Consider the following 17750-nt stretch of genomic DNA (forward strand, 5'->3'; position numbering starts at 1 on the left):
ACGGAAATTCGAGCGGAAAGGAACCCACGGGATGACACAGGCGCTGCGGCTGGGAATTGCGGGCTTGGGAACTGTTGGCGTGGGTGTCGTAAAGATCGTACGCCGCCATGCAGATCTGTTGCAGGATCGCACTGGCAGGCGCGTAGAAATCACTGCTGTGTCAGCCCGCGATGCGAACAAAGACCGCGGTGTGAACCTGTCTGACTATGCTTGGGAAACCGATCCCGTAGCATTGGCGAAACGCGATGATATCGACGTATTTGTCGAGCTAATGGGCGGCGAAAACGGCCCGGCCAAGGCTTCGGTCGAGGCCGCGCTTGCAAGCGGTAAGGACGTGGTCACGGCCAACAAAGCTCTGCTTGCCATTCACGGTCAGGAACTGGCCGAGAAAGCAGAAGCGGCTGGTCAGGTTATCCGTTTTGAAGCTGCCGTAGCAGGCGGAATCCCAGTCATAAAATCTCTGACCGAAGGGCTGGCCGGCAACGAAATCACCCGGGTCATGGGCGTTATGAACGGCACCTGTAACTACATCCTGACCCGGATGCAGTCTCAGGAGTTGGGCTATAACGCGCTGTTCGAAGAATGTGCGCAGTTGGGGTATCTGGAAGCAGACCCAAACCTCGATGTTGGTGGTATTGATGCCGCACATAAGCTGGCTCTGTTGTCTTCGATTGCTTTCGGCACCAAACCGAACTTCGACGGAATTCAGATCGAAGGTATTCAGCACATTAGCCTGGACGACATTCATCAGGCAGCGGATATGGGTTACCGCATCAAGCTGCTTGGCGTGGCACAAAGGACGGCGCGCGGTCTTGAGCAGCGGATGCAGCCTTGCCTAGTCCCCAGTGGCTCTCCATTGGGCCAGCTGGAAGGCGGCACCAACATGGTAGTGATCGAAGGCGACGCGGTTGAACAGGTCGTTCTGCGCGGGCCCGGCGCCGGCGAAGGCCCAACGGCCAGTGCTGTAATGGGCGACGTTTGCGATCTGGCACGTGGCTTGCACATCCCAACATTTGGTCGCCCGGCGACCAGCCTGCAAGACGCAACCCCTGCCGTAACTGGTTTGCCTGCTCCTTACTATCTGCGCTTAGCGCTGTACGACAAACCCGGTGCGCTAGCCAAAGTGGCCGCCATTCTGGGCGACGCAGGCGTTTCCATCGACCGTATGCGTCAGTACGGCCATTCCGAAAGCACCGCACCGGTCTTGATCGTAACGCATAAAACAACACGCGCCACGCTGGATGTTGCTTTGGAAGGGCTGCGAGAGACTGACGTTGTCGCCGGAGAGCCCGTTGCATTGCGCATCGAAGAGGTTTGACCCTTGCGGCCCGCATGAATCGCAGGCTATGCCGAATAGAACGCCTTTACTGACCTGAGGATACCGAAAATGAGTGCTGCCAAAATTGATTTTAACGACCGACTGCTGTCTCTCGGCCTCGCGCGGGTTGCAGAACAGGCTGCACTGGCATCGGCTTCTTTGGTTGGTCGCGGCGATGAGAAAGCTGCAGACCAAGCGGCCGTTAACGCAATGCGTGAACAGCTGAACCTGCTGGACATCGCAGGTGTCGTGGTCATCGGTGAAGGCGAACGCGACGAAGCCCCAATGCTTTACATCGGCGAAGAAGTCGGCACTGGCGAAGGCCCAGGTGTGGACATCGCGCTGGACCCGCTGGAAGGCACCACGCTGACCGCCAAGGACATGCCCAACGCGTTGACCGTGATTGCTATGGGGCCGCGCGGTTCTATGCTGCACGCACCCGACGTCTATATGGACAAACTGGCCATTGGGCCTGGTTTCCCCGAGGGTGTCGTCAATCTGGACATGACCCCCCGCGAGCGCGTTGAAGCGCTGGCCGCCGCAAAGGGCTGCAAACCCGCTGACATCACGGTCTGCATTCTGGAACGCCCGCGTCACGAAGCAATGATTGCAGAGGTGCGTGAAACCGGTGCGTCGATCCGCCTGATCACCGATGGTGACGTGGCTGGCGTCATGCACTGCGCCGAAAGCGAAGAAACCGGCATCGACATGTATATGGGCCAGGGCGGCGCACCCGAGGGTGTTCTGGCTGCCGCTGCATTGAAATGCATGGGCGGACAGATTTTTGGTCGCCTGCTGTTCCGCAACGACGACGAGCGTGGTCGTGCCGCCAAAGCCGGCATCACCGATCTGGACCGCATCTACTCGCGGGATGAAATGGTCACCGCCGACGTAATCTTTGCCGCAACAGGTGTAACCGGAGGTTCGCTTCTGCCGCGCATCAAGCGTGAACCGGGTTGGGTTGAGACCACTACCCTGCTGATGCGGTCGAAAACCGGATCGGTTCGCCGGATGTCTTATCGCACTCCGATGTGGTCACACGACAAAGCTTAACCACTTGCGCCTGTAATGCGCGCAAGGGTATCCATACTGACAAAGAGGCCGGGTCCGAGAGGGTCCGGCCTTAGCATATCGGGGACAGGTCATGAGCTTTCTGAAGGTTGAACAGTCATTGTCCGGGCGACGGTGGGTCGGCCCCACAGCCGAGGTTGAGCGCGCGACCGAAATGTTGGTGCAACAGGCAGGTTTGCCGCGCGCCGTTTGTCAGGTGCTCGCACGGCGAGGCGTCCCCGCAATGGAGGCACAAGGGTTCCTGGAGCCCAAGTTAAAGGAACTGCTGCCCGACCCTCGGTCGATGAAAGACATGGAAGCTGCCGCAACTCGGTTTCTGGCTGCCGTGCGGAACAAACAACGGATCGCAGTGTTCGCAGACTATGACGTTGACGGGGGCAGTTCGGCGGCGTTATTGCTTGTTTGGCTGCGGCAAATGGGGCTTCAGGCCACGCTTTATGTCCCGGACAGGATCGATGAGGGTTATGGCCCGAATGTGCCCGCAATGCAGGAATTGGCGGCAGCTCACGACCTGATCATTTGTGTAGATTGCGGGACACTCAGCCACGAGCCCATTGCCGCCGCTGAAGGCGCAGATGTGATTGTTTTGGACCACCACCTTGGTGGTGAAACCCTACCTGAGTGCGTCGCTGTCGTTAACCCGAACCGGCAGGACGAAAGTGGCGATCTGGGCTACCTCTGCGCCGCTGGAGTTGTGTTCCTGATGCTAGTTGAGGCCGGACGGCAACTACGTGAAGCTGGCGTCAAAGGCCCCGAACTGATCAGCCTTTTGGATTTAGTCGCGTTGGCCACTGTGGCCGATGTTGCCCCCCTGATCGGCGCGAACCGAGCACTGGTACGCCAAGGTTTAAAGGTCATGGCCCAACGGCAGCGCCCGGGCCTTGTGGCATTGTCAGACGTATCACGCATGGATTCAGCACCTAGCAGCTACCACTTGGGTTTTCTTTTGGGACCGCGTGTGAACGCAGGCGGGCGGATTGGGCAAGCTGATCTGGGCGCACGCTTACTCAGCACGGATTCGATGCATGAGGCTGAAGCCCTGTCACAGCGCCTTGATGCGTTAAACACTGAGCGTCGTGACATCGAAAACGCAGTGCGCGCGGCAGCATTAGAGCAAGCCGAAGAGCGCGGTTTGGACGCCCCTCTGGTCTGGGCCGCGGGTGAAGGTTGGCATCCCGGTGTTGTTGGCATCGTGGCCTCGCGCCTGAAAGAAAACGCGAACCGTCCGGCCATCGTAATCGGGTTTGACGGGGACGAAGGTAAAGGGTCAGGACGATCCGTCTCCGGCGTTGATCTGGGTGCGTCGATTCAGCGATTGGCTGCTGAAGGGTTGCTGGTCAAAGGAGGTGGCCACAAAATGGCGGCCGGTCTCACCGTAATGCGGGATAAACTGGAACCCGCAATGGAACGGCTCGGTGAATTGCTTGCCAAACAAGGCGCGGGCGAAGGCGGACCCGCTGATTTGAAATTGGACGGCACCCTGATGCCAGGTGCTGCAACAATAGACCTGATGGAACAGATCGAAAAGGCCGGGCCATTCGGGGCCAGCGCCCCTGCCCCTCGTTATGCGTTGCCTGATCTTCAAGTTCGGTTCGCCAAGCGAGTCGGCGAATCCCATCTCAAGTTATCCCTGTCTGACGGCGTAGGTGGCGGATTGGACGCCATCGCATTTGGGGCCTTCGACGGCCCGATGGGCGAAAAGCTGTCAAATCACGGCGGTGCACGGTTTCATTTCGCCGGTCGGCTTGAGGTAAACACGTGGGGAGGACGGCAGAGTGTACAGCTCAGGCTCGAAGACGCTGCCGAGGCAAATTGAACCCAATTTCTGGCCTGGCAAAAAACTTTCACATCCTTGCATTTTTCGGCTTGCGGGGGTCTCAGTGAAACCGTAAAAGGCCCTCCACAAGCCAGCGTGGCCCGTTCGTCTATCGGTTAGGACGCCAGGTTTTCAACCTGGAAAGAGGGGTTCGATTCCCCTACGGGCTGCCACTTGTGCTTGTTTGGATTAAATGGCCCGTTCGTCTATCGGTTAGGACGCCAGGTTTTCAACCTGGAAAGAGGGGTTCGATTCCCCTACGGGCTGCCATTTTCCGCGTTACAATCCGAACTTTTCGCGACACAGATCCTGCACCTGGCCCCAAATCGATTTGAATTCTGGTGTGTTTTCTGCTGCATAGTGAAAGTTCTTTATTAGACCCGTGAGTTGCGTAAACACCTGACGCACCTCGGATTTATCTGCAAAGTTGGCTGAGGACTGCGTTACATCATAAACCAGCTTGAACGTCATCTTCTGACGTTCCAGAGGAACAGTTGCATCAACTTTGTCGAATGCGTCCTGCTGCAGGTAAACCATATCGACGAAAAGCGCCTTTTGCTGTGTTACGAAGTCGTCAATCGTGACGCCCTCTTCACCGGTAACCTGCATCATTTGATCGACCTGCTCGCCTTTTTCGATCAGATCAAGCAGATCACGCACTTTACCAGTCCAGCCCGGCTCGGCGTTTTTGTCATACCAATTCGATAACTGATCCGTGTAGCGCGACCAGCTGAGCATAGGATCGACTGCTGGATAGAACCGCTTGTACGCTCGCTCAGACGACAATCCGAGAAAGCACTTTACCGTGGACAAAGTCGACTGCGTGACCGGCTCGTCAAAGTTGCCACCCGCAGGAGACACAGTTCCGATCAGGGTCAGACTGCCCAAATCACCATCGTTGGTTTTGACGGCACCCGCTCGTTCGTACAATCCCTTGATAGAGCTTTCCAAATAAGCAGGGAAACCTTCCTCACCCGGGATCTCTTCTAGCTTACCGGACGTCTCGCGCATTGCCTGTGCCCAACGGCTAGTACTGTCAGCGATTAGCAGGACGTCATACCCCATCTGGCGGTAATATTCCCCCAACGTGATGCCGGTAAAGATCGACGCCTCGCGGGCCGCAACAGGCATCGAGGAAGTGTTGCAAATGATGATTGTCCGATCCATCAAACTGCCACCCGTAGTCGGGTCGGTCATCTTGGGAAATTCGTGAATTGTCTCCACAACTTCGCCAGCACGTTCACCACACGCCACAACGATAACGATATCCACCTTCGCGTTTCTGGCGATCAGGTTCTGCAGCACCGTCTTTCCGGCCCCGAATGGCCCCGGAATACACGCCGTGCCACCGCGCGCGATGGGAAAGAAGGTATCAATCAAGCGCTGAGATGTCAGAACTGGCTCGGTTGGATAGAGCCGTTCAGACAGGGCGCGTTTCAGAATGCTTTCTGGCAACGGACGCCGGACAGGCCACTTCTGAGACAGGGTCAGAGTGTGTTCGCCCCCCTGCTCATCCTCAAGGCGCGCGACAATGTCGTGAATCGTGGCTGCGCCTTTCTGGACCCAGACAACCTTGTAATCACCCACCCAATTGAACGGCAACATGATCTTGTGATTGAAATGACCCTCGGGCACGGTTCCAATGCTATCCCCGGCTGTAACCGTATCACCGACCTTTACCGACGGCGTGAACGACCACTTAGCCTGCGTATCAAGGGGCGCCACGTCCGCCCCTCGCGGTAAGAAAGTACCATATTCTGCGGCCACTTTTGGCAGCGGCGATTGCAGCCCGTCAAAAACCTGCCCCAGCAAGCCAGGGCCGAGCTCAACCGACAGTAACTGCCCGGATTGTTCGACAGGGTCACCAACGGCCACACCGTCGGTGCTTTCATAAACCTGCACGTCTGCTGTATCGCCACGCACACGCAGCACCTCAGCTTTCAGGCGTTCCTGGCGACCACTGGGACCGGGGCGTGTTGGCAGGATGAAAACCACTTCGTTTTTGACCAATTGCCCGGGCACTCCCGAAGCATCGTGGTTCGCCTGAATCTGCACCAACCCCTCTTGCACAGAGACGACGCGGGCGGTTGCGGTCTGCTTGGCGGGTGTTGGGGCTGTCATGCGCTTGCTCCATCAAATTCTATGTCGGCTACACTGGCCATGGCCTGCTGCGCCAAATGTTCAAATCTCTTGGCCGCGTCCTGCGCATTGCTTTGCGCCCAGCGGTCGAAAATGTTCCAGATCAACACGTAAATCGCCACGGCTTCGAAATCGAAGAGATGGCGAGCGGCGTGTTTTTTCAGTTGCTTGTGACTGACCGACAAGAGCAATCGCTCTAATCCCAGCGGATCTTCTGCATCCAAAAGCTGCTTTGCTTCTTTGATCCATGGCATCGGGCCTTCCAGACGGAAAGTCGGGTCGCCCCAGTTGGCAGGTATGTGGCGCGTCCACCGCCCCATTCCAAACGACCCTGTCGGTGGGCTTCCCCCCCGATTGCGCAGACGTAGCGCGGCTACAGCTGTGCGCAGATCCATCCTCTCTTGGAAAAGATCGCGCAAGGTCTGTTGCGGGATGTCCCTTAGGGCCTCTTTGCAGCGTTCGATGGCCTGTGCATCGGTGACATCCATATCGTAATCGCCCCAGTTCAGAGCGTGTTCCAACACCTTCAAAACACGCGCATTCTCGGCCTTAAGGGCCGTAAGACGCCGATCTAAACGCAACCGTGACAGAGGCGGCTGTTTTGCGACAAACAACCGTTCCGAACCCGGGAGGCTACTGACGAGCGCGATATAGGCGTCGGGATCTGACATCTTAACGGATCACCCCTTCCAACACCGCGCGGAAACGGGGTTGAAGATGTTCCATAAGCAGCGAGGCCACAGCTTTGTCGGTCAAATCCAATACTACGCCTTGATCCTCAGCCTTAATGCGGATGCCGTCCTGGGCGTCGTCAGAGGCGTGCAGTTCAACCTGCTCACGCAACATGTCCGCAGTCAGGCCCAGCACGTACTTGGTCAGCTTACCGGATTGGATATCGTCGGCGTTCTGCTTGATGTCCTCTTGCGTTGCGACCTTGGCAGGAAGGATGACCTGCACTTTACCATCCAGCTTTGCATCACTAGCTGCGCGACCAACTACCTCAAGAACCATCTGCTTCAACAGGTCCGGGTCTGCCATTTCCTTTGTAACCAGCCGCTCAACGTCCTCACGAAAGCGATCTGTAAGCCCTGCCTTCATGGTCAAAACCGCATCACGCATGGCTGTGTTCAACGCCTCTTCGCCGGCTGCGCGATAGTTGTCGGACTCGCTACGTGCCTTCTTTTGATACTCGTCCGCTTCTCGCTTCGCGTCTGCCAGTATCTTTGCGGCCTCGGCCTTGGCATCTGCACGCAGCTTTTCAGCATCCGCCTGCCCGGCCGCCACACCATCGTTCCGCAGCTTGTCAATCAGGGCATCGACACCATGCGAAATCATGCCATCCTGTGCCATCAGCTGATCCCCGCGCTAATGACCAATGCAAAGACAAAGGCAAAAACGCCAAAGCCTTCGATTATCGCCGCAGGCGCTAACGAAAGACCGAAGATTTCAGGCTTTTCTTTGGTCGCGTTGATCGCTGCAGCACACGCCCGGCCTTGCCATATGCCGCAGTACATCAGGGCAATACCGGACAAGATACCGATCCCAAACAGTCCCCCAGCATTTTCCGGTGTTACATCCCTGTTCAGGGTGAACATGATGACAATTCCGTAGATAACCATCGTTGAAGGAAAGGCCGATACGCCGACGAACCGACCATAGCCGCCTTCGGTTTCGGTCATGGCGCCGATACTGGCCATCCCCGCGATGGAACAACCAATAGCACTTGCCGCCGCACCCAGCGCCATGGGCGCGTAAATCCCCAGCCAACCCAATGTAAGAACAAGCTCATTCATTCCTGAACCTCCTTGCGGGCGAACGGACGAAAGACGATGCCTTCGTCCGGCAGACCCCATTTAAAGAATTCGATGTAATTGAGACGTAATCCGTGAACGACACCGCTCATCAACGCGAGGGCAAAATTCAGGATGTGGCCGATGATCAGGATCAACAGACCGAATAGAATACCGGGCCCCTTCAGCGCATGGATCACAGACATGGCCAAATCGTTGAAGGTTATTGCTAGTGAAGCAGAGGCCAGCCCAAGTGCAAAAAGGCGCATATAGCTGAGCACGTCTCCGAACGCGCCCATCGCCCCGGCAAGGCCTTGCACACCGTCAATCAGGCGCCAAATCCAGTCCGTCGGCTTGTTGATGACCCTCTCGCTAGAGAAGAGCAGGATCGCCAAAACTCCAACCAACAGGATCACTACCCCCGGTGTTGGGGAGTTCCCTTTCATATAGCTGAGCCACAGAACAAACCCGCCAATTAGCGCAGCGATCCAACCTAGGTTCGCGATAGCTTTCCGTTGCCCCCACGCCGCCCGAGCGGCCAATGCGTTGGCCAGAACCAAATGCAAAACACCGACAACAATCGACACCATCATCATGGCGCCAAAATTGTTCATATCGAGCAGCTTAAGCTTGGCCCAAATTGAGCCGTCCTGAGGTGAAACCCCAAAGTAGCTGCCGACCAGAACACCATACACAATCGTCGCGCCAGAAATGATCAGCAAATACCGTCGCCATGACCTGTGTCCGACTGTGCCACCCATCCGTTTCCAGAAAAGAAGCAGGCCCAGCAGAATAACAACGCCGTACCCGGCATCGGCCACGATCATAGCGAAAAAGATCGCGAAGGAAGCGGCAACGATGACGCTCGGGTCCCAATCTTTGTAACCAGGCACTTGATAAAACAGCGCCAAGTCCACGGCGGCACTGCGCTTTTCAGGTTGCTCAAGTAATGTGGGCGGCGAGTCGTCTGGGCCTGGCTCCTCGATTAACACGGCGGCATCTTTAGCCTCTGCCATTTCAAGTACGGCATCTACACGATCCTCTGGCACCCACCCTTGCAGGGCAAACATTGCCTGTTCGTCGCGAACCTTCTGAGTTGCGTGGGCCAGTTCCGCAGCGCTTTCCGCCACGGACAGGTTTCGTCGCATCAGCGTCAGATACCGGGTCTGCGCAACCCTTTCAGCCTCGAGCGCTTCTATAGCGATCTCCGCCTCTTCCAGTTGCGCTTCGAGTTCGTGAATCGGCAGTGAACCGGTATGGGTACGAGGAACTGGCAAAACATCATCTGCCGGTTCCTCTGGCGCAATCAACACGGCGTAAATAAACCGATGGTTCTGCTGTAAAATGGCCCAAGGCAGCTTTAGCTCAGACAGCGCGTCTCGATGCTTTACCGGCAGTTGGTAGAACCACAGACGATTGCCCGCCAGAACATCATCAGGTGGGAAATCCAAATCCCCCCAAGGCTGCACTTGTGCAATCCGATGAGCCAAAAAATCCCTTCTGTCTGACATGTCGCGCGTGCGCTGCATCAGATCCAGAACATCCTTGACGAACTGGTCCATGTTGAACTCTGGATCGCGTTGTATTTGCCGCCGTGGTTCAGGAACATCTGTCAGGAAACGCAAAGCCTTATAGGCGTCTCTTGCACCCCTTTCACTGATCTTTTCGGGTTCAGCCGGCGGAGGTGCCAAAGGCAAGACGTGCATACATCCCAGCTCTTGTAACGCTTCAAGCGTTTCGGTCTTCTGCCCTGCGCGTCCAACCAAAGATAATTTCTTGAGACGCGCAACACTCATGACACGGCCTCCTGCGCGTGCTTACGTTTAGAAATCTTCGAGCGCACGACTGCCTGCATCTGCTCATCGCTTAAGTAGATGCGGATCTTCTTGATGTTGGCCTTAGCCCGCGGGATCAGAACTTTTTCGAACAGGTTCACGCGCTGAGTAATCGTGGCGACCGCCTTATCGAAAATCTTGACCCTTTCCTCGGCGATTTTGACCCGCAGGCGCGCTTCGATCATGTCGTGCAGCAATTGCGCCGCGGCATCGACCCAATGAGGTTTGGCAAGCAAAGAGTAAGGACGCACAGCCACTTCAATCCGATCGAGAGCCGGCATTTTGACGCCGACAACGTTGACCTCTTTGACCTTGTAGTCCTTCAGTTCGACCAAGCCGTCCAGATCAACACCTTGCTGCGCCAGCATCGGTAGCTTGGCTCCAACCTGTTGGGCCAGGTTATTCACCTCTTGCTCCAGACGTGACACATCCTCACGCGCTTTGGCGCGCTCAGCCATCAACTGCTGGCGCTTCAGGTCCAGCGACGGCAAGAACCGCTCATAGCTTTTCAGCTGCGTCTGCTGGCGCGCCAGCGACGATTTATTCAGCTGCAACCGCGCCATTGGCATCCTTCGGGAAATACTTGTCGACCAAAGCCTGCTTCATCAGCAATTGTTCAGGCGCAAAACACTCGGCCAGGGTTTTCCACCCCAAATCCAGCGCCTCTTCCAGCGGGATTGAGACGTTGATGTCCATGAACCGCGTGCGGAACAATGCGCCGAATTTCAGCAGCTGGTGATCGTAGTCCGACAGATCAAATGCCATCGCCTGTTTCTGCGCGGCATCACGGCTTTCAGAGTAGAAGCGGATCATGGTATTCATGATCTGCCCGTGATCCTCGCGCGTGGTCTTGCCTATCACGTTCTGCTTTAGGCGCGACAGACTACCAAACGGATCAATCACACCCGAGTGCAAATAGAACTGCCCTTCGGTGATATAGCCTGTGTTGTCCGGTACCGGATGGGTCACGTCATTGCCGGGCATCGTGGTCACCGTCAGAACAGTCACCGATCCGCCTTTGGCATAGTCACACGCCTTCTCATACCGCCGCGCCAACTGAGAATAGAGATCACCCATATAACCGCGTTGAGAGGGCACGCGCTCCTGACTAATGCCAACTTCTTTCATAGCATCTGCAAAGGCGGTCATGTCTGTCAGCAGGACAAGCACCCGCTTACCCTCTTCCACCGCAAATTTCTCGGCTACAGCGAGCGCCATGTCAGGCACCAACAGGCGCTCCACCAAAGGATCCATAGCCTGATTGACGAACATCACCGTGCGCGAGAACACACCTGCATCTTCGAAAGACGTCCGGAATGTGTGGTAGTCATCAAAGATCAACCCCAGACCACCGAACACCACAATATCGGCGTCAGCCTGAATACCGATTCGGCTTAGGAACGCGTTGAACGGCTCGCCTGACACCGAAAAAATCGGAATTTTCTGACTTTCTACCAGTGTGTTGAACACATCAATCATCGGCACATCGGTGCGGATCATCTTGTTGGGAACCGCGCGCTCAGCCGGGTTCACGGTAGGTCCACCGATATCAATCCTTGGCTCGGCAGACAGATCCGGACCACCGTCTATAGCCACTCCGGCACCGTCGAAAACACGGCCCAGGATGTTGGCCGAGTAAGGTGTCTGCATTGGGTGGCCAAGGAAAGTGGCCGTCGCTTCGGTGGAGATTCCCTTGGTGCCGGAAAACACCTGCAGCGTGACGACATCGTGGTCGATAAAGATCGCCTGAGCCAAGGTTTTATGCCCATCGACCGTTTCGATGACCGCCAAATCATTAAACCGAACCGCCGCGTCAGCAGAGCCATCCAAGGGCACTCTGACCTTTATCGTGTCCCCCACAATTTCTAGAACACGCGTATATTTCAACAGACTCTGGGACATTGCCTATCCTCATTCGTCCAAGTGATTTTCGCTAATCAGCGCTGCAATCGTCGGCAGCATTTTTTCAATCGTAGGCACAGCTTACAACGAATTCAAAAATTGGCAACCGATGATGAGTACCCGCTTAGGATCACTCAAAGAATCCATTTACTAAAAATTTAGTTTGACACGTACGCAAAAAATCGCTGATGCTAATCGCCATCCGGTTAGCGCCGGACAACCATAGTTTTTGGGAGGAAACAGATGCGGAGACATCTACTTTCCGCAGTGGCGGCGGCTGCCGTCATTGCGGGGCACGGTACCGCTTGGGCCGACGAAGCCGCAGCACAACGTTGGATTGACGACGAATTCCAGCCATCGACTCTGTCGAAAGACGAACAGATGGGCGAGATGAAGTGGTTCATCGAAGCTGCACAACCCTATGCTGGCATGGAAATCAACGTCCTGTCCGAAGGCATTCCGACCCACTCGTATGAATCCGAGGTTCTGACCAAGGCGTTCGAAGAGATCACTGGCATCAAGGTTAATCACCAGATCCTCGGTGAGGGCGAAGTGGTTCAGGCCGTTCAAACCCAGATGCAGACCGGCCGGAACCTGTATGACGGCTACGTCAACGACAGCGACCTGATCGGTACGCACTCTCGTCTGCAGTTGGCCTATCCGCTGACCGACATGATGAGCGGTGATTGGGCCGCGACAACGTCACCAACGCTAGATTTGGATGACTTCATGGGCATTCAGTTTACCACTGGCCCAGACGGCAAGCTGTATCAGCTGCCCGACCAGCAGTTCGCGAACCTGTATTGGTTCCGTAAAGACTGGTTCGATGATGAAGCCAACAAAGCTGCCTTCAAAGAAAAGTACGGGTATGACCTTGGCGTGCCAGTCAACTGGTCAGCTTACGAGGACATCGCCGAGTTCTTCACCAATGACGTGAAGGAAGTCGACGGCGTAGCGATCTACGGGCACATGGACTACGGCAAACGCGCGCCTGACCTTGGCTGGCGTATGACCGATGCCTGGCTGTCGATGGCCGGTGCAGGCGACAAGGGAGAGCCGAACGGTATTCCCGTTGACGAATGGGGCATCCGCATGGAAGCGGGCACCTGTAACCCTGTTGGTGCGTCCGTCTCGCGTGGTGGAGCAGCGAACGGTCCGGCTGCGGTCTATGCGATCCGCAAGTGGGACGAATGGCTGCGGAATTATGCGCCTCCGGGTGCGGCGTCTTATGACTTCTACCAGTCGCTACCGGCACTCAGCCAAGGCAACGTGGCTCAGCAGATTTTCTGGTACACCGCCTTTACTGCCGACATGGTGAAGCCGAAGTCCGAAGGCAACAACACCGTGGATGATGAGGGTACGCCGCTGTGGCGGATGGCGCCCAGCCCACACGGCCCCTACTGGGAAGACGGCCAGAAGGTTGGTTATCAGGACGTGGGTTCCTGGACGTTCCTCAAGTCGACCCCCGAGGATCGTGCTCAGGCAGCGTGGCTCTATGCCCAGTTCGTGACGTCCAAGACGGTCGACGTGAAGAAGTCCCATGTGGGTCTGACCTTCATCCGCGACAGCTCGGTCAACCACGAGTCGTTCACCGAACGCGCACCCAAGCTGGGTGGTCTGGTCGAGTTCTATCGCTCGCCTGATCGCGTCGCATGGTCGCCGACCGGCATCAACGTTCCGGATTATCCGAAGCTGGCCCAGATCTGGTGGCAGCAGATCGGTGACGTGAACTCGGGTGCCTTCACGCCGCAAGAGGCGATGGACCGTCTGGCTGAAGAGATGGACATCACCATGGCCCGTATGCAGGCCGCGGATGAAAGCGCCGGTGTTTACGGAGGCTGTGGTCCTCGCCTGAACGAACCACAAGACCCGGCCTTCTGGCTGGAGAAAGAGGGTTCGCCCAAGGCCAAGCTTGAGAATGAAAAGCCGCAGGGTCAGACCGTCAACTATGACGAACTGGTTCAGCGCTGGCAGTCTCAGTAACTTACGAAACCCGGGGGTGCCGTTTGCGGCATCCCCACCCAAAAGACCAGTGCGATGCACTGCAGGACCGGAACCCACGGACATGATCGAACTTCAAGATGCCACCAAACGGGTTGGCAACGTTATACATATCAAGCCCACGAACCTGACGCTGCAAACCGGCCATTTCAATGTGCTGTTGGGAGCGACGGGATCGGGCAAGACCTCTCTGATCAAGATGATGGCCGGGCTGGACCCGATCGCCTCGGGTAAGGTCTTGATGGACGGGCAGGATGTAACTCGGTTGAACACGCAAAAGCGACAGATCAGCTTGGTCCACCAGTTCTTCGTGAACTACCCGCATATGACTGTTTTTGACAACATCGCCTCGCCCCTGCGCGTTGCAGGAATGGCAAAGTCCGAGATCGAAGGCCGTGTTGAAGAGGCCGCTGACCTGCTGCAACTACGCCCCATGCTGCACCGCCGCCCGCATGAGCTGTCGGGTGGACAACAACAACGAACCGCGCTGGCGCGTGCCATCGCAAAGGAAAGCCGCGCTGTGTTCCTAGATGAACCGCTGGCCAACCTTGATTACAAGCTGCGCGAAGAGTTGCGTGAGCAACTGCCTGACTTGTTCGCAGGACGTGGAGCTGTTGTAGTCTATGCGACTTCAGAGCCCGAAGAGGCCCTCTTGCTGGGCGGGTACACTGCCTTGATGGAGGATGGCCGCGTAACCCAATTCGGACCAACAGCCGACATCTACCGCAACCCTGAAAACATCGCCGCCGCGCGCGTGTTCTCGGATCCGCCAATCAATGTGGCCCATATCACCGTATCAGGCGCTCAGGCTCAATTGGCAGGCGGAGGCGGCTGGCCTGTTACCGATATGACGGATGGCGAGTACATGGTGGCTGTGCGCCCGCACCGGGTAACTCCGTTTCGGACCTCTGATGCAGACGTCGAGCTGACTGGCCGGGTGATTGTGACCGAACTCTCCGGCTCGGATTCCAGCGCGCATTTCCAACACGGAGACGATGCCTGGGTGTCGCTCGCCGCGGGTGTGCATCCGTATCAGGTTGGCGAAGACCACAGTTTCTACATGAACCCGGCCCATTGCCGGTATTTCGGCCAAGACGGCAAAAGGGTGGCCTGACATGGCACAGATCAAACTTTCAAACTTGCGACACAGCTATATGCCGACGCCAAAAGGCCCCGAGGACTATGCGCTGAAAGAAATCGACGTGACTTGGCGCGATGGCGGAGCTTACGCACTGTTGGGGCCGTCCGGCTGCGGCAAGTCAACTCTGCTGAACATCATCTCGGGTCTCTTGACGCCGTCAGAAGGGCAAATCCTTTTCGACGGCAAGGACGTGACCGCCCTGCCCCCCGATCAGCGCAACATCGCGCAGGTGTTCCAGTTCCCTGTTATCTACGACACCATGACCGTGGGCGAGAATTTGGCCTTTCCCCTAAAGAACCGGGGTGTTGACCCGACAACGATCAAGCGGCGCGTCGATGAGATTGCCGAGATGCTGGACGTTACGGAAATGCTGAATACCCGAGCAAGCGGCCTCAGCCCGGATAACAAGCAAAAGATTTCGATGGGCCGCGGCCTTGTACGCGACGACGTTAACGCGGTGATGTTTGATGAGCCGCTGACTGTGATCGATCCCCATCTGAAATGGAAGCTGCGCTCTAAACTCAAAGAACTACACCAGCGCGTCAAAGCCACAATGATCTACGTGACCCACGACCAGACCGAGGCGTTGACCTTTGCTGATGAGGTTGTGGTGATGCAGGAAGGCGAAGTGGTTCAGATCGGCACCCCGGTCGAACTGTTCGAGCGCCCTCAGCATACGTTTGTAGGCCACTTCATCGGATCACCCGGCATGAATGTCCTGCCGTGTGAAGCCAAAGGCGACCGAGCAGTGTTCGAAGGCCATGAAGTGATGCTGGAAGGCCCAACCCATGGCGACGGAGGCCGAACTGATCTGGGTATCCGGCCTGAATATGTGAGCTTTGGCGACAACGGTATCCCGGCGCACGTGACAAAGGTTTCTGACATTGGCCGCCACTACGTTGTTAGCGCGATAGTCGGCAACACTGCCCTCAAGGCCGTGACTGAGCACAGCGTGCCTGAACCGGGCTCGCAGGTTTTCCTGCAATTCAAACCTGAACAATCCCGCGTCTACCGCGACGGCTGGATCGCAACCGAGGAGCGGGCGCAATGAGAACAGAAAACCAAAAGGCATGGTTCTTTGTCCTGCCGGTTCTAGCACTGGTCGCGTTCAACGCGCTGGTGCCCATGATGACGGTGGTCAACTACTCGGTGCAGGAAACCTTTGGCAACAACCAGTTCTTCTGGGAAGGGTTAGGTTGGTTCGAACAAATCCTCAGATCCGACCGTTTCCAGGCTGCTTTGGGCCGACAATTTCTTTTTACTTTCTTGATCTTGCTGATCGAAGTTCCGCTAGGAATTATCGTGGCCCTGTCGATGCCGCGCAAAGGATTCTGGGTGCCGGTATGTCTGGTGCTGATGGCCCTGCCGATGCTCATCCCGTGGAACGTGGTCGGCTCGATGTGGAACATCTTCACCCTGCCTAAGATCGGCCTGCTCGGGTACTTTCTGAATGATGTTCTGGGCATCAACTATGACATGACGCAACAGCCGATCTCGGCTTGGATCACAGTCATCGTCATGGATGTCTGGCACTGGACTTCACTGGTCGTGCTGTTGTGCTACGCGGGTCTCGTATCGATCCCGGATGCCTACTATCAGGCCGCAAAGATCGACGGCGCCAGCCCGTGGTCGGTGTTCCGCTATATCCAGCTGCCTAAGATGAAGACAGTTCTGACCATCGCCGTTCTGTTGCGTTTCATGGACAGTTTTAACATCTACACCGAGCCCTTCGTTCTGACCGGTGGTGGCCCCGGCAACTCAACCACCTTGTTGTCGATCGACCTTGTGAAGATCGCTCTGGGACAGTTCGACCTTGGCCCTGCAGCCGCGATGAGCCTGATCTATTTCGCTATCACGCTGCTGGTTAGCTGGGTCTTCTACACTCTGATGACAAAGGATGACGCGCAATGAAGAAGCGGTCCCTCATCCCGATCCTCTATATCGCGTTCTTGATGCTGCCGATCTATTGGCTGGTGGCGATGTCCTTCAAGACTACGAACGAGATCCTGTCGGGCTTTTCCCTATTTCCCCAGACCTTTACGCTGGAGAACTATATCACCATCTTCACCGACCCAACCTGGTATTGGGGCTATATCAACTCGATCATCTACGTGACGATCAATACAGTGCTTTCGGTCTGTGTAGCGCTGCCTGCGGCCTATGCGTTCTCGCGCTACAGATTCCTTGGAGACAAGCAGCTGTTTTTCTGGCTGCTTACGAACCGTATGGCCCCTGCCGCAGTGTTCGCACTGCCCTTCTTCCAGCTCTATTCGTCGATCGGTCTGTTCGACACGCATCTGGCTGTTGCTCTGGCGCATACGCTGTTCAACGTGCCGCTGGCAGTGTGGATCTTGGAAGGCTTCATGCGCGGTATTCCGAAAGAACTGGACGAAACCGCTTATGTCGATGGCTACTCGTTCCCGCGCTTCTTCGTGACGATCTTCCTGCCTAACATCAAAGCGGGTGTCGGCGTGGCGGCGTTCTTCTGCTTCATGTTCTCATGGGTGGAAATGCTGTTGGCCAAGACGCTCACGGCTGTCGAAGCGAAACCCATCGCCGCCGTAATGACCCGCACTGCATCCAGCGCCGGGTACGAGTTGGGCTTGCTGGCTGCCGCCGGAACTCTAACCATCATCCCAGGCGCCATCGTCATCTGGTTTGTCCGCAACTACATCGCGCGTGGTTTCGCGATGGGACGTGTGTGAGGTTCGATATGCGTAAACTACTTCTCACCCTC

The 17750-nt window shown here is 56.5% G+C and carries 15 protein-coding genes and 2 tRNA genes; 10 read left to right on the plus strand and 7 right to left on the minus strand.

The features are described from left to right. Positions 1 to 31 precede the first annotated feature (31 nt). The 5 genes from ACR0EO_RS05970 to ACR0EO_RS05990 all read left to right on the plus strand — a co-directional run bounded on the left by ACR0EO_RS05970 (position 32) and on the right by ACR0EO_RS05990 (position 4475). Positions 32 to 1318: a homoserine dehydrogenase gene (locus ACR0EO_RS05970; protein WP_480687946.1), complete on the plus strand. Its 1287-nt coding sequence runs from the start codon at positions 32 to 34 to the stop codon at positions 1316 to 1318. Between the two features lie 69 nt (positions 1319 to 1387). Next, positions 1388 to 2371 (plus strand): class II fructose-bisphosphatase, encoded by a 984-nt coding sequence (gene glpX, locus ACR0EO_RS05975; protein WP_480687948.1) that lies wholly within the window; start codon positions 1388 to 1390, stop codon positions 2369 to 2371. Positions 2372 to 2462: 91 nt separating this feature from the next. Beyond that, complete coding sequence (gene recJ / locus ACR0EO_RS05980) at positions 2463 to 4205, plus strand: single-stranded-DNA-specific exonuclease RecJ (protein ID WP_480687950.1); 1743 nt, start codon at positions 2463 to 2465, stop codon at positions 4203 to 4205. A 98-nt stretch (positions 4206 to 4303) separates the two neighbouring features. Next, a tRNA-Glu gene (locus ACR0EO_RS05985) sits at positions 4304 to 4378 on the plus strand. Positions 4379 to 4400: 22 nt separating this feature from the next. Further along, a tRNA-Glu gene (locus ACR0EO_RS05990) sits at positions 4401 to 4475 on the plus strand. A 9-nt stretch (positions 4476 to 4484) separates the two neighbouring features. On the opposite strand, the gene ACR0EO_RS05995 is transcribed toward ACR0EO_RS05990, so the two are convergent. From ACR0EO_RS05995 to ACR0EO_RS06025, 7 genes are read right to left on the minus strand one after another with little or no spacing between them, the layout of a single operon-like run. Further along, the gene (locus ACR0EO_RS05995; protein WP_480687952.1) at positions 4485 to 6326 is read right to left on the minus strand and encodes a V-type ATP synthase subunit A; all 1842 of its coding nucleotides are present in this window, start codon (positions 6324 to 6326) and stop codon (positions 4485 to 4487) included. After that, complete coding sequence (locus ACR0EO_RS06000; protein ID WP_480687954.1) at positions 6323 to 7015, minus strand: hypothetical protein; 693 nt, start codon at positions 7013 to 7015, stop codon at positions 6323 to 6325. Before ACR0EO_RS06000 ends, ACR0EO_RS05995 begins: the two co-directional genes overlap by 4 nt. Position 7016: 1 nt before the next feature. Continuing rightward, positions 7017 to 7694 carry a hypothetical protein gene (locus ACR0EO_RS06005; RefSeq protein WP_480687955.1) on the minus strand — a complete coding sequence of 226 codons (678 nt, stop codon included), beginning with the start codon at positions 7692 to 7694 and terminating at the stop codon, positions 7017 to 7019. Further along, the gene (locus tag ACR0EO_RS06010) at positions 7694 to 8137 is read right to left on the minus strand and encodes an ATP synthase subunit C (protein ID WP_170324458.1); all 444 of its coding nucleotides are present in this window, start codon (positions 8135 to 8137) and stop codon (positions 7694 to 7696) included. The genes ACR0EO_RS06005 and ACR0EO_RS06010 overlap by 1 nt, the downstream gene beginning before the upstream one ends. Next, complete coding sequence (locus tag ACR0EO_RS06015) at positions 8134 to 9930, minus strand: V-type ATP synthase subunit I (protein WP_480687957.1); 1797 nt, start codon at positions 9928 to 9930, stop codon at positions 8134 to 8136. Before ACR0EO_RS06015 ends, ACR0EO_RS06010 begins: the two co-directional genes overlap by 4 nt. Beyond that, positions 9927 to 10532 carry a V-type ATP synthase subunit D gene (locus tag ACR0EO_RS06020; RefSeq protein ID WP_480687959.1) on the minus strand — a complete coding sequence of 202 codons (606 nt, stop codon included), beginning with the start codon at positions 10530 to 10532 and terminating at the stop codon, positions 9927 to 9929. Before ACR0EO_RS06020 ends, ACR0EO_RS06015 begins: the two co-directional genes overlap by 4 nt. Beyond that, positions 10510 to 11871, minus strand: a complete 1362-nt coding sequence (locus ACR0EO_RS06025; RefSeq protein WP_480687961.1) for a V-type ATP synthase subunit B — start codon at positions 11869 to 11871, stop codon at positions 10510 to 10512. The genes ACR0EO_RS06020 and ACR0EO_RS06025 overlap by 23 nt, the downstream gene beginning before the upstream one ends. A 243-nt stretch (positions 11872 to 12114) precedes the next feature. Between ACR0EO_RS06025 and ACR0EO_RS06030 the strand changes: the two genes are divergently transcribed. From ACR0EO_RS06030 to ACR0EO_RS06050, 5 genes are all read left to right on the plus strand, one after another. Further along, complete coding sequence (locus ACR0EO_RS06030; RefSeq protein WP_480687963.1) at positions 12115 to 13854, plus strand: ABC transporter substrate-binding protein; 1740 nt, start codon at positions 12115 to 12117, stop codon at positions 13852 to 13854. An 82-nt stretch (positions 13855 to 13936) separates the two neighbouring features. Next, positions 13937 to 14986, plus strand: coding sequence for an ABC transporter ATP-binding protein (locus tag ACR0EO_RS06035; RefSeq protein WP_480687965.1), 1050 nt, complete (start codon positions 13937 to 13939; stop codon positions 14984 to 14986). Position 14987: 1 nt separating this feature from the next. Continuing rightward, on the plus strand, positions 14988 to 16064 hold the full coding sequence (locus tag ACR0EO_RS06040; RefSeq protein ID WP_480687967.1) for an ABC transporter ATP-binding protein: 1077 nt from the start codon (positions 14988 to 14990) through the stop codon (positions 16062 to 16064). Beyond that, entirely contained in the window at positions 16061 to 16924 is an 864-nt protein-coding gene (locus ACR0EO_RS06045; RefSeq protein WP_058280832.1) for a carbohydrate ABC transporter permease, read from the plus strand. Before ACR0EO_RS06040 ends, ACR0EO_RS06045 begins: the two co-directional genes overlap by 4 nt. Further along, entirely contained in the window at positions 16921 to 17718 is a 798-nt protein-coding gene (locus ACR0EO_RS06050) for a carbohydrate ABC transporter permease (protein ID WP_008759087.1), read from the plus strand. The genes ACR0EO_RS06045 and ACR0EO_RS06050 overlap by 4 nt, the downstream gene beginning before the upstream one ends. Positions 17719 to 17750 lie beyond the last annotated feature (32 nt).

The sequence above is a fragment of the Ruegeria sp. BE9 genome, from assembly GCF_056538765.1.